Below are 11,514 nucleotides of genomic sequence, written 5' to 3'. Positions count from 1 at the left end.
ATCACGTCAGTGGCTGGGCAACTTGATGCGCAGAACTCCCTATAGCGCCGGCGATCGGCACTGAATTACAATGATCTCGCCTTACTTCATGCAAAATTTGTATGAATGTGGAGGGTCCGGGCAAGCCGGTCCTCGATGAACCTGACCGCGTCGGATACCCCGTCCTCGGCGCGGACAGCCCTGCCGAGGTCGGCTGCGCGCGAACGCATGCCGGGGTCGTCCATCGCAAGCAAGGCGGCAGCAATGTCGTCGGCCGACATCGCACGCTTATCGAGCGGTTGCGGCCCCACGCCTAGCGCGGCAACGCGGCGCGCCCAGAAGGGCTGGTCGCCCAGGAAGGGGCAGATCGCCGTCGGCTTGCCGGCGCGCAGCGCAGCGCCAGTGGTGCCGGCCCCGCCGTGGTGCAGCGTGGCGCCGACGAATGGGAACAGCCGGTCGTGCGGCGCCTCGCGTATCACATGCACGCGGTCGTCCGAAACATCCGTCGTCAGCGCGCCGCCGGCCGTGGCGAGCAGGCCGCGCTTGCCGGCCTGACGCAGCCCGTCGAGCACAAGCCCCGTCAGCCTTTCCGGATCGGAACCGGGCATGCTTCCGAAGCCCACGTAGATCGGCGGCTCGCCAGCCGCAAGGAATTCGGCGAGACCGACCGGCGGCGTCCAGTCTCCCTTTTCGAGAAACCAGTAGCCCGTCACCGCAACGTCCGGCCCCCAGTCGCGCGGCCTGGCCAGCACATGCGGGCTATACGCATAGAGCGTGCCGGAAAGGGAAGCGGCGTTGCCGCGGGCCGGCAGCGCGAGCACGTCGGTGCGCCATGCGCGTATCGACTTGGCAAACAGCACGCCGCCACCGTGGATCATCAAGGCGTGGCTCAAGCGGTTGAGCGGGCCGAGCGAACAGACGGGCAGCACCGGCGACGCAAAGGCCGATGTCGGCGTGAAGCCCGGAAGCGGCGACGCCAGAAACAGCGGGATGCCAAGCTTCGCCGCGATGTGGGGCGCACCAAGCGCCTTCGGGTGAAAGATGATGGCGTCCGGGCCGAACACGCGCGCCGCGTCCCACTCGGCGTCGAGGAGGCGAGGGCCAATCTCGCGATAGAATTTCAGGAGCTTCAGTCCGGCGCCGAAGCCGGCGCCCGATCGCCCGAGGATGGCCTTCGCCTCCGGCGAGTCGAGGATTGCAAGAAACTCCTGTGGCAGCGGCGCAAAGTCGATGTCCTCCGCTGCCGCCATTGCGGCGAACTGGTCCGGCGCTACGAGCAGGACATCGTGGCCGCTCCGCCTGAGCCCGCGGGCGAGCGCGAGATAGGGTTGCGTGTCGCCTCGCGTGCCCAGCGTATGGATCGAAATTCGCATCTTTTGTCCTTTCGGATGCGCAAGCGGTTCCGGGGCGAACATCCGCCCCCGCTCCAGAACGCCGCTCGATTGGCGGCCCAGGGTGTTCATCGCGCGGCAAGACACGAGAGCAGTTGCCGATAGGTCGGGGCGAGTTCCCTCAGAAGGGCGGCCGCCTCGGCGTCGTGTCCGGCCACCAGCGAATATTGCAGCGCCCCTACCAGTTGCGCCTGGTCGCTGGCGATGCGCGACGCGGCCGCCAGACCGATACGATCGAGGCATGCGGCGGCATCCGCCAGTCGCCGGGCGCCGACGCGCACCCCGAAATGAATGAGGTGACCGCGCAGATCCTCGCTGCAACCTGCCTCGATCATCCTGGCGAGGGCCTCGGCGGCCTCTTCGTTGCCGATGGTGCCGTCGGGCAGGTGCCGGCCGCATTCCATCGACAGCAGGCTTGCGGCATAGGAGACGGAGGCCTGGATGATCTCCTCCTCGTCGACCGCGCGGACCCGCCGGAAATCGCTCCGCATGGTGTAGCTTCCGCCATAGTCGACCGTCTCCGCGCCCCAGGCGGACAGGAAGTCGTCCAGGGGCAGCCGCGCAAAGGGGTGGCCTTCGGGATCATGCATGTGGACCTTGTCGTCCTCGAGGCCGAGCACGACGAGGTAGTGGTCGGCTCCGATCGGTCCGTTCCTGCCGGGCTGGTGGCGAAGCCAGCCCATCTCGACGGGGCCGATCCAGACAGGGCCGTCGCCCAGTGCGGCCCTGAGCCGGCAAAGGGCATCCTGGACATCCCCGCCCCGGGCGACGGCGGATTCCCACCCCATCGCCTCCAGGGCGGCTTCGACGCCGGCTTCCGGGGTCCATCCGTAAGGATCGAAGAACGGCATGACGCCGCCGACGAGCTGCATCCCGAAGGGGCTTCCCGTCGCGAATTCGATGACTTCAATCGCCGGCGCCTCGCGGCCGAGCATCATCGCCAGGGAATTCGAATAGCAGTAGGGGCCGGCCCCTGTATATGAGAAATGTTTCATGGAAGAGCCTCCGCGTTTTCTTCAAGAGGCTGGCCAAGAGCGGCAAATTCAAAAGAATTGTCAAGGTGTCGTCGATCCGAACAAGAAAATCACGGATGAATTGCAAATTTTGACTTTTTTGGCGCTCGATCATGAGAAGCGCGCAACGTTTTCAGAAACCCATATATGCAACGAAATACGGCGGGCCGGCCAAGCAACGGAATTGCGTAGCCGACGACACGTCAGCCGCGGATCGCCCGGTAGGCGTCCATCGCGCGATCCCGGGCCTTCGCGTGATCCACGACCGGCAGGGGGTAGTCCCTGCCGAGTTCGATTCCGCAACCGGCAAGGACCGACCGGGGGGCATCCCAGGGTCGGTGGATATAGCGGTCGGGCAGTTCGGCGAGTTCCGGCACGTAGCACCGGACATAGCGGCCGTCGGGATCGAACTTTTCGCCCTGCAGGACCGGGTTGAAGATGCGGAAATACGGCGCGGCATCCGCACCCGACCCGGCCACCCATTGCCAGCTGGCCGGATTGTTCGCGGCGTCCGCGTCGACCAGCGTATCCCAGAACCATGCCTCGCCCTCGCGCCAGTCGATCAGCAGGTCCTTGATCAGGAACGAGGCCGCGATCATGCGGACGCGATTGTGCATCCAGCCGGTCTGCCACAGTTCGCGCATGCCGGCATCGACGATCGGATAGCCGGTCTGCCCGCCTTGCCAGGCTTTCAGCCCGCCCGGATCGCGTCGCCATCCGAAGCCATCGAAGTCGGGCCGGAAGCTTGCGTGGTGAAGTTCGGGCCGACGGAACAGCAGGTGGTAGGAAAATTCGCGCCACGCCAGTTCCTTGCGGAAGGTCTCGGCGTCGCGGCCCTGCTTGGCGCGCAGGGCCGCCATGATCTGGAACGGCGAGATCTCGCCATGGGCAAGGTGCGGCGACAGGCCAGACGTGCCGGCCTCGGCAGGTCTGTCGCGGCTGTCGGCATAGCCGTCGAGGTGCTCTTCGAGAAAGTCGTCCAGCCGCGCGGCCGCGCCAGCCTCGCCGGGCCGCCAGCGTTCCGCGAGGCCGCCCGACCAGTCGGGTTTGTCGGGAAGCAGGCCGAACGCGGCAAGGTCGCCTGCCGGCAGCCTGCCCTTCCAACCGGTCAGGCCGGTCGGCGCATCGACCGGGTCGCGCGGGTCCCCCTCGGCGGCGAGCCTGCGATAGAATGGCGTGAACACCTTGTAGAAGGCGCCCGCGCCCGTAGCCAGGCGCGTCGGTTCGTGCAGGAGGAAACCGTCGAAGCTCTCGGCTTCCACCCCTTCCTCGCGCAGACCTGCCTTCAGCGCGCGATCCACTTCGACATGCGGCGGCGCATAGCGGCGGTTCCAGAACACGCTCGTCGCGCCGGTAGCCTTCAATATTTCGGCGACGATTTCGTGCGTCCCGCCCCGCCGCAGCACCAGCCCCGCGCCAAGCCGTTCCAGCGACGCGCCCAATGCGGCGAGCGAATGGTGCAGCCACCAACGGCTGGCCGCGCCGGCCGGCCGGGAGCCGTTTTCGTCGAGGATGAAGAGGGGGACGACCGGCCTGCCGCTGTCCGTCGCCGCGGCGAGCGCCCGGTTGTCGGCGACGCGCAGGTCGTTCCTGAAGAGCACGAGGATCGGAGCGGCGGAGGTCATGCTGCCTATGCCGCCTCGTGGCCGGCGACGTGCGGCATCGTACCGCCCGCTTCGCCGCATCCGTCTGCTTTCAGTCTCATCCGCCAGCCATAGCAGTCGCAGCCATCGCGCGTGAAGCCGTCGATGCGGGAAACCAACATTGCCGGCCGGCCCCGTCGTCGCCCAACGGCCTCAGGCATCGGCACGGGTCTGATCGATCATTGATGTCACCCCGCGGCGCAGGCTTGGCGCGCCGGCTCTTGTCTCTGTTGTCGGACAGGTGGCGGCCACATCGCTCAAGACGGGGACGGGATTCGCGACGAAGGCTCCAGCCATTGAAGCTCCTCGACAACGGCCCTTGCAATCGCCGCCACGGCAGCAAATTGCTCACCATGTTTCCGGCCCCAGCGAAAAGTCTGCATGCCACGCCGACTGTTGCGGCCATCGTGAAAATTGGTATTGTGTTGGTATTATTCTCGCGATGGACTGCAGGCGTGACATTCCTACAAATTTTCGCTGCGGCCAGGAGCAATTTGGGTGGTGCTTTACCGGCCTATCGACGTTTGCAGGCAGCCTTGGGCGATGCGATCGCCTCAGGCGCCTTGAAGCCAGGGGCGGCGCTTCCCGCCGAGCGTCAACTGGCCCTTGAACTTGGTATTTCGCGGGTTACCGTCCGCCGAGCGATGGCCGAACTCGTGCAAGAGGGTCTCGTTGTCCAGCGACACGGCAGCGGGACTTTTGTGTCCGGGACGCCCGAGCGCGTCGTGCAAAGCCTGAGCCGACTTTATTCCTTTTCCGAAGACATGACGTCGCGCGGACGCATCCCGGGTACGTGGTGGCTGGGACGCGAGCTTAGTGTGGCCAATGCCGACGAGGCGCGGCGGCTCGAAATCGCCAACGGCGAGTCTATCGTTCGAATGAGCCGGCTGCGGCTGGCTGACAAAGAGCCGATCGCGTTGGAAACCTCATTGATCCCGGCTGCGATGCTGCCCGACCCGAAGCAGATCGAGGACTCCCTCTACCAGACATTGCGTGACCTTGGTCATGTTCCAACCAGGGCCGTGCAACGGTTCTCGGCGATTAACCTCGACGATGAAAGCGCACACCTTCTCAGGGTGCCTAGAGGCGCCCCTGCGCTCGACATTTATCGGACAACCAGGAGGGAAGATGGGGCCGTCGTTGAATTCAGTCGGTCGATCTTTCGCGGCGACGCCTACGATTTTGTTGCCGAGCTCGGGCTGGGCAGGTGAAACGTGTGCGGGAGGGTGCCTGCCGTTTCCGGCGACACCGGCAAGGTCCTTCATGAATATCTGAAAAATGCGGACTGACGTCTGGGGGGCACAGTATCGACACCCCGGCGACGCAGGCGCGTCCGTGAATCGCCAGCATTGCATGTCAAATCAGAGACAAGACCAATTCATGACCAACTATTTCCTAGGCATCGACGCCGGCTCGTCCGTGACCAAAGTCGCGGTGTTTGACGAAAATGGCCAGCAGCTCGGCATGGGCTTTCGTCGCATCCGTCTGCAACGACCGCATCCGGGCTGGTCGGAGATCGATCCCGACCTTGCATGGAGTGCGGTCAGCGCGGCGATCCGTGCGGCTCTCGACGATGCAGGTGTCATGGGAAGCAACATTGCCGCTGTGGGCCTGTCGGCTGCCATGGTGGGGGCATGGCTGGTCGATGACAGTGGCAGCGCCTTGCGCCCTGGTATTGTTTGGGAAGACAGCCGAGCTCAAGGCTTGCTGGAGCGACGGGCGACCGAAGTTCCGGATTTCTACAAAAGGATATTCCAGTCGGACGGCTGCGTAGTGCAGCAGGGCTGCACGTTGCCGCTCCTTGCCTGGTTGCGGGAACATGAGCCGGATGTGCTGGATCGGGCAGCGCATGTCTTCAGCTATAAGGATTTCCTGCGCCTGAAGCTGACCGGGCGGGTCGCCGCCGATCGAACGGAAGCCGCCGTGGCGCCAGGCAGCGCGCGGCTGCGCGACCGCAGCCCCGAAATGCTTGCGTTGTTCGATGTCGCCGATCTGGCGCACAAGCTGCCGCCAGTGGCTGATTCCGAAAGCATAGGCGGCTTCGTCACGGCCATCGCCGCGGCCGCCACCGGCCTCGCCGAGGGCACGCCCGTGGCGATCGGTGCTGGCGATGTCCCGGCGACGGTCATCGGCGCCAGCGCGCTCGAAACAGGGAAGGCTATGGCCGTTCTTGGGACGACCTGCATGGTCGGCGTCGTTTCGGACCATCCGGTCTTCACCCCGCCCGACCTCGGCCTGCTGTTCACGCTGCCGGGCGAAACCTGGTATCGCGCCATGGTCAACGTTGCCGGTACGCTCAATCTCGATTGGGCTGTGGAAACACTGTTGCCCGACTTGGCGAAGGAACCAGACCTCTATGCCCGCATGGAGACGATGATAGCGCCGATCCCAATCGGCAGCGAGGGCGTCGTTTATCTCCCCTATCTCAGCGAAAGCGGCATCATAGCGCCGGTGGTGGACCGCGAGGCGCGCGCTGGTTTCCACGGCCTTTCGCCCCGGCATGGACGACCGCATATGATCCGCGCCGTTTATGAGGGCGTGGCGCTGGCGCTGCGCGACCTGTTCCAGGATCTGGAAGGCACGGGCCACGAAATCATGCTGACCGGCGGCGGCGCGCGCAGCCCGACGTGGACGCAGATGATCGCCGATTGCCTCGGCAAGACCGTGCTGGTGCCGGCAGGAACCGAATTCGGCGCGCGCGGTGCCGCCCTGCTTGCCGCCACCGCCATCGGCCGCTTTTCATCGATCCGCGAGGCGTCAGTCTCAACGCGGAAAATACAGCGCCGGCATGAGTCGGACGGCGCCGTCAAACCCGCTTGGGACAGCGCGTTTGCTGCCTATCGCGACCGTCGCGACAGCGCTTTGGGGAAATAGGCGGCAAGCACTTTACAGGGCGCCGCGGAGTGGTGTATACCACCGATAGAAATGGAATATACCAGTACCCATGACGGCTATCACCGCCGACCAGCAACCGCTCTACCAGCGCATCGCGGATGACTTTGCGGCGCAGATCGCTTCCGGCGCGCTGAAGGTCGGCGAAAGGCTGCCTTCGGAACGTCAAATGGCCGACGATCTTGGCTACAGCCGCATGACGGCGCGCCAAGCGCTGAAGGTCCTCGAGCGGCGCGGGCTGGTCGAAACCCGCACCGGCCGCGGGGCATTCGTTGCCCATCCGCAGATCGAGCAGCGGCTTTCGACATTAAGCGGCTTTACCGAAGACATGCAGCGCGACGGCCGCGTCGCCTCCTCGATCGTACTGGACGCCGGCGTAGGCGCCGCCGATCTGGAGGCGGCAAACGCTCTCGGTATCGTCGAGCATGCGCCGGTCCATCGGCTGGTGCGCGTGCGCCTTGCCGATGCCAAGCCGGTCGGCCTCGAACGCACCGAAATCCCGGCCGCGCTTGCGCCGAAGCTGCTCGACCGCGCCGACTTCACCACGGACTCGCTCTACCGCGTGCTTCGTGAGGACTACGGCATCTATCCGAGCGAGGCAGAGCAGCGGCTGTGGTCGGCGCATCCAGATGCCTCGAGCGCTGCCGCGCTCGGCATCTCGACGCAGAGCTCGGTCCTCATCCTCACCCGTCGCACGCTCGACGCGACACGCCGACCGATCGAATATGTCCGCTCGGTCTATCGCGGCGACTGTTTTGTGATGCGGGTCAACCTGGCACTCGGAAAAGACGCATGACCAAGACCCCGCACGCCGCCACCTATCTCGCCGACCTGACCGCGCGCATCGGCCGGCTGATCGAGGAAAACGCCGCGTCGATCGCGGCGGCAGCGGACGCGGTGGAGCGAACCGCCAAGTCCGACGGGCTGGTCTATGTCTTCGGCACCGGCCACAGCCACACAATGGCCGAGGAGGCGCATTACCGTGCCGGCGGGCTGGCGCTGACCGTGCCGATCCTGTCCTCCACCACCATGGTGCATGAAGGCGCTGTTGCCGGAACGGTCTTCGAGCGTATGTCGGGCATCGTCGCGCCGATCTTCGAGCGCTACCCGATGGGGCCGAACGACGTGCTGATCATCGTCTCCAACAGCGGCGTCAACACCGCGACGGTGGAGGCCGCGCAGATCGGCAAGGCGAAGGGCGCGACCGTCATTGCCATCACCTCCGAAATCTATTCGAAGCAGGCCGCAAATGGACGCACGCGGTTGGCCGACATCGCCGACATCATACTCGACAATGGAGCGCCTCCCGGCGACGCGACGATGAGCGTGCCGGGCAGCAAATTGCGCGTCGGGCCGATATCGACCTCGATCGGCGCCGCCCTGATGAACGCGGTGTTCGTGGAAGCCGCTGTACGGCTCCAATCCAGCGGCGTCAGCGCGCCGATCTATCTCAGTGCCAACATGCCGGGCGCCAAGGAGGCCAACGAAGCACTGATCGCCCGCTATCGGCCGCGCAATCCGCATCTTTGAGGAAATTTCGAGGGCTCAAGGGGAGCCTCGGATCAACGGGAGACTATGACGATGGGGACTACTAGACTTCTGACTATCGCCGGCTTTGCGGCAACACTTCTGACCGGCACCGCCTATGCCGCGCCGGTCGACCTGACGCTGTGGCACATGGAGCAGCCGCCGCATCGGGTGCAGCGCATGAAGGAACTGCTCGACGAATTCAACGCCGCCCATCCCGACATCCAGGTCAAGCAGGAGCCGCAGAGCTGGGGCGAAGTCTACGCCAAGGCGCCCGCCGCCTTCGCCGCCGGCAACGGCCCGGACCTGCTTTTCACCATTCCTGATTTCACCACGGTCCTGAAGGGCATCGACGCGGTCGTGCCGGTCGACGATCTGGTCAAGGATCTCGATGCCAAGCACGGCTTCGTGCCGGCAACGCTGGCGCCCTACAAGTATGATGACCACGTCTGGGCGGTGCCCGCCTACAACATGGCGATCTCGCTGTGGTACCGCAACAGCGTGCTGAAGGCTGCCGGCGTCGAAGTGCCTAAGACCTGGAGCGAGTGGCTGGCCGCAGCCGAGAAGCTCAGCACCGATGGCAAATACGGCATCGGCCTGCCGGCCAACAAGCAGCTCTACACCGACCAGACCGTATACAGCTTCATGGTCAACAGCGGCGCTGCCGACATCTACAAGGACGACGGCTCGATCGACTTCGACAAGCCGGCAACGGTCAACGCCTACGACTTCTACAGCAAGCTCGCCAAGCTTTCGCCGGCCGACAACGGCTCGTGGACCTGGGGAGAGGCCGAAGCCTGCTTCGCCAGCAATACCTGCGGCATGATCCTGCAGTTCGGCGTCATCAACACCTATGACACGCAGGCCGAAGGCGACGCCGCCGATCTTGGCGTGGCGCCTGTCCCGCATGCCGACGACCAGGGCGAATCGGCGACCATTTCCTACTCCAACGCCATCATGCTGACGACCAAGGACGAGGCCAAGCAGGCCGCCGCCAAGGTGTTCCTTGCCTGGCTGATGGAGCCGGCAAATTATGGCCGCTTCCTGACCATGGAGCCCGGCCTGTTCCTGCCGGTGACCGGTGACGGCGCCAAGGCTGAGTCGTTCTGGAGCGACAAGACCGTGACCAAGTACAAGGGCCAGGTCGAGACGATGATTTCGAACTCGCAGCACGGCAAGCTGTTCGGCTTCACCACCGGCAAGGTGTTCCCGTCGATCGGCGCCATTTCCGCGCAGAACGTGATCGCCGAGACGTTGCAGCACATAGTGGTGGACGGGCAGAGCGCGGCTGATGCCGTCAAGGGCGGCCAGGCACGTATGTCCGAAATCGCCAAGAAGTAGGCGACAGGCGGGGCGGGGACGGACCCAATGAAGAACACGACGCTGGCCTTCCTGTTCGTGTCGCCTGCCCTGCTGTTCCTGCTGGCCATTCTCGGCTGGCCGCTGGTTCAGGCCGTCATCCTGAGCTTTCAGGATGTCGGCGTGATCGGCTCGCAAGGCCAATACGTCGGCCTTGCGAATTATTCAGCGATCCTCGGCGGCGCCGGTTTCTGGCGTGCGCTCGGGCGAAGCATCGTCTGGGTTCTGGGCAACGCCGTGGTGCAGACCGCGCTGGCGCTGGCAACCGCGCTGATCCTCAATCAGAAATTTCCCGGCGTCCGCATCGCCCGCACCTGGGTCATCCTCACCTGGATCGTGCCGACCGTGGTCGTCGTCATCATCTGGCGCTGGCTGCTGTCCTCGTCGGGCGGCATGATCAACCCGCTGCTCATTCAGGCCGGCATCATCGAGCGCCCGGTCGGCTTCTTCGCCACCCGCGAAAGCGCCATGACCACGCTCATCCTGATCAATTCCTGGCGCTGGTTTCCTTTCACCGCGTTGATGATGCTGGCCGGGCTGACGCGCATTCCGGGCGATCTTTACGAGGCCGCCCGGATCGATGGGGCCGGAACCTTCCAGCGCTTCAAGCGCATCACCTGGCCACTGCTGCAGCCGACGCTGCTGGTGCTTGGCGTCGTCGGCACGCTGCTTTCCTTCAACGTCTTCGACGTGATCTGGCTGCTGACGGCGGGTGGACCGTCGGGTGCGACGCAGACGCTTCCGGTGCTGATCTACGACACGGCCTTCAAGGGCTATCGGTTGAGCGAGGCGGCAACCATCTCGGTGCTGACCAGCATCCTCCTGATGGGCTTTGCCTTCCTCGCCACGCGCGCCATGACCGCGCAGGAGGCCGCCAGATGAAACGCACATTCGGACAGGCGCTGTCGCTCTACGGCGGGCTTTTGCTGATCGTACTCCTGATCGGCCTGCCGTTCTGGTGGGTGATCACCGGCTCGATCAAGCTGCCGCGCGAAATCATCCAGCGCGTCCCGACGATGTTCCCGGAGAGCTTCACGCTGCAGCATTTCGAGAAGCTGCTGCAGGCGTCCGACTTCCCGGTCTATCTCATCAACAGCATGATCGTCGCCTCGTTCTCGACGGCGTTCACGGTGCTGCTCGCCTTGCCCGCCGCTTACGCCTTCTTCCGCATGGAGTTTCCCGGCCGCAACGCGCTCTACCGCACCATACTGCTTGCCTATGCCTTTCCCGGCGTCGTGGTGCTGATCCCGCTTTACGGCCTGTTCGCCAAGGTCGGGCTGATCGACAGCCCCGTGGCGCTGGTCCTCGTCAATGTCGCCTTTGCGTTGCCCTTCTCGATCTGGATGATGCGCTCCTTCCTCGCCACGGTCCCGCGCGAGATCGAGGAAGCGGCGGTGGTCGACGGCGCGCCGCCGACGACCATTCTCGTGCGCATACTGATGCCCCTGATCGCGCCGGGCATCGCCAGCGTCGCGATCTTCGCCTTCATCTCGTCGTGGACCGAGTATCTGTTCGCCTCGGTGTTGATCGTGTCGGACGCGCGGCGCACCATTCCCGTCGGCTTTGCCGGCATCATCGGCCAGTATCAGATCGACTGGGGCCTGCTGCTTGCCGGCGCCACAGCCGCGATCATCCCGGTCGTCGCCCTCTTCGCCCTTGTCGGCCGCTGGTTCGTTTCCGGCCTGACCGACGGCGCGGTCAAATAGTTCG

At 64.9% G+C, this 11,514-nt stretch carries 10 protein-coding genes; 7 read left to right on the top strand and 3 right to left on the bottom strand.

Translation table 11 applies throughout. From position 1 onward, the window contains the following. Window positions 1-86: 86 nt before the first annotated feature. The 3 genes from ABUE31_RS10790 to ABUE31_RS10780 all read right to left on the bottom strand — a co-directional run bounded on the left by ABUE31_RS10790 (window position 87) and on the right by ABUE31_RS10780 (window position 4,008). Complete coding sequence (locus ABUE31_RS10790) at window positions 87-1,352, bottom strand: glycosyltransferase (RefSeq protein WP_367723531.1); 1,266 nt, start codon at window positions 1,350-1,352, stop codon at window positions 87-89. Between the two features lie 86 nt (window positions 1,353-1,438). Further along, window positions 1,439-2,365, bottom strand: coding sequence for a YobF C-terminal domain-containing protein (locus ABUE31_RS10785; RefSeq protein ID WP_367723530.1), 927 nt, complete (start codon window positions 2,363-2,365; stop codon window positions 1,439-1,441). Between the two features lie 221 nt (window positions 2,366-2,586). Continuing rightward, complete coding sequence (locus ABUE31_RS10780) at window positions 2,587-4,008, bottom strand: cryptochrome/photolyase family protein (RefSeq protein WP_367723529.1); 1,422 nt, start codon at window positions 4,006-4,008, stop codon at window positions 2,587-2,589. Between the two features lie 314 nt (window positions 4,009-4,322). Between ABUE31_RS10780 and ABUE31_RS10775 the strand changes: the two genes are divergently transcribed. The 7 genes from ABUE31_RS10775 to ABUE31_RS10745 all read left to right on the top strand — a co-directional run bounded on the left by ABUE31_RS10775 (window position 4,323) and on the right by ABUE31_RS10745 (window position 11,510). Beyond that, a complete protein-coding gene (locus tag ABUE31_RS10775) occupies window positions 4,323-5,237 on the top strand; it encodes a GntR family transcriptional regulator (RefSeq protein ID WP_367723528.1) in 915 nt (304 codons plus the stop codon). A gap of 169 nt (window positions 5,238-5,406) precedes the next feature. Beyond that, window positions 5,407-6,900: an FGGY-family carbohydrate kinase gene (locus ABUE31_RS10770; RefSeq protein WP_367723527.1), complete on the top strand. Its 1,494-nt coding sequence runs from the start codon at window positions 5,407-5,409 to the stop codon at window positions 6,898-6,900. Window positions 6,901-6,970: 70 nt separating this feature from the next. Beyond that, on the top strand, window positions 6,971-7,714 hold the full coding sequence (locus tag ABUE31_RS10765; protein WP_367723526.1) for a GntR family transcriptional regulator: 744 nt from the start codon (window positions 6,971-6,973) through the stop codon (window positions 7,712-7,714). Continuing rightward, on the top strand, window positions 7,711-8,448 hold the full coding sequence (locus tag ABUE31_RS10760; protein ID WP_367723525.1) for an SIS domain-containing protein: 738 nt from the start codon (window positions 7,711-7,713) through the stop codon (window positions 8,446-8,448). The genes ABUE31_RS10765 and ABUE31_RS10760 overlap by 4 nt, the downstream gene beginning before the upstream one ends. A gap of 51 nt (window positions 8,449-8,499) precedes the next feature. Beyond that, a complete protein-coding gene (locus ABUE31_RS10755; RefSeq protein ID WP_367723524.1) occupies window positions 8,500-9,786 on the top strand; it encodes an ABC transporter substrate-binding protein in 1,287 nt (428 codons plus the stop codon). Between the two features lie 27 nt (window positions 9,787-9,813). Next, window positions 9,814-10,686, top strand: coding sequence for a carbohydrate ABC transporter permease (locus ABUE31_RS10750; protein ID WP_367723523.1), 873 nt, complete (start codon window positions 9,814-9,816; stop codon window positions 10,684-10,686). Further along, window positions 10,683-11,510 carry a carbohydrate ABC transporter permease gene (locus ABUE31_RS10745; protein ID WP_367723522.1) on the top strand — a complete coding sequence of 276 codons (828 nt, stop codon included), beginning with the start codon at window positions 10,683-10,685 and terminating at the stop codon, window positions 11,508-11,510. The genes ABUE31_RS10750 and ABUE31_RS10745 overlap by 4 nt, the downstream gene beginning before the upstream one ends. The last annotated feature ends 4 nt before the right edge of the window (window positions 11,511-11,514 follow it).

This window comes from Mesorhizobium marinum, assembly GCF_040813675.1.
GTDB lineage: Bacteria > Pseudomonadota > Alphaproteobacteria > Rhizobiales > Rhizobiaceae > Mesorhizobium_K > Mesorhizobium_K marinum.
Note: the sequence above shows the minus strand (reverse complement) of the source record. Positions and strands in the feature narration are given on the sequence as shown.

Bases quoted from the DNA above. Each gene is read 5' to 3' on its own strand.
- ABUE31_RS10790 (WP_367723531.1), bottom strand. From the start codon at position 1,352: ATGCGAATTTCGATCCATACGCTGGGCACGCGAGGCGACACGCAACCC.
- ABUE31_RS10785 (WP_367723530.1), bottom strand. From the start codon at position 2,365: ATGAAACATTTCTCATATACAGGGGCCGGCCCCTACTGCTATTCGAAT.
- ABUE31_RS10780 (WP_367723529.1), bottom strand. From the start codon at position 4,008: ATGACCTCCGCCGCTCCGATCCTCGTGCTCTTCAGGAACGACCTGCGC.
- ABUE31_RS10770 (WP_367723527.1), top strand. From the start codon at position 5,407: ATGACCAACTATTTCCTAGGCATCGACGCCGGCTCGTCCGTGACCAAA.
- ABUE31_RS10765 (WP_367723526.1), top strand. From the start codon at position 6,971: ATGACGGCTATCACCGCCGACCAGCAACCGCTCTACCAGCGCATCGCG.
- ABUE31_RS10760 (WP_367723525.1), top strand. From the start codon at position 7,711: ATGACCAAGACCCCGCACGCCGCCACCTATCTCGCCGACCTGACCGCG.
- ABUE31_RS10755 (WP_367723524.1), top strand. From the start codon at position 8,500: ATGGGGACTACTAGACTTCTGACTATCGCCGGCTTTGCGGCAACACTT.
- ABUE31_RS10750 (WP_367723523.1), top strand. From the start codon at position 9,814: ATGAAGAACACGACGCTGGCCTTCCTGTTCGTGTCGCCTGCCCTGCTG.
- ABUE31_RS10745 (WP_367723522.1), top strand. From the start codon at position 10,683: ATGAAACGCACATTCGGACAGGCGCTGTCGCTCTACGGCGGGCTTTTG.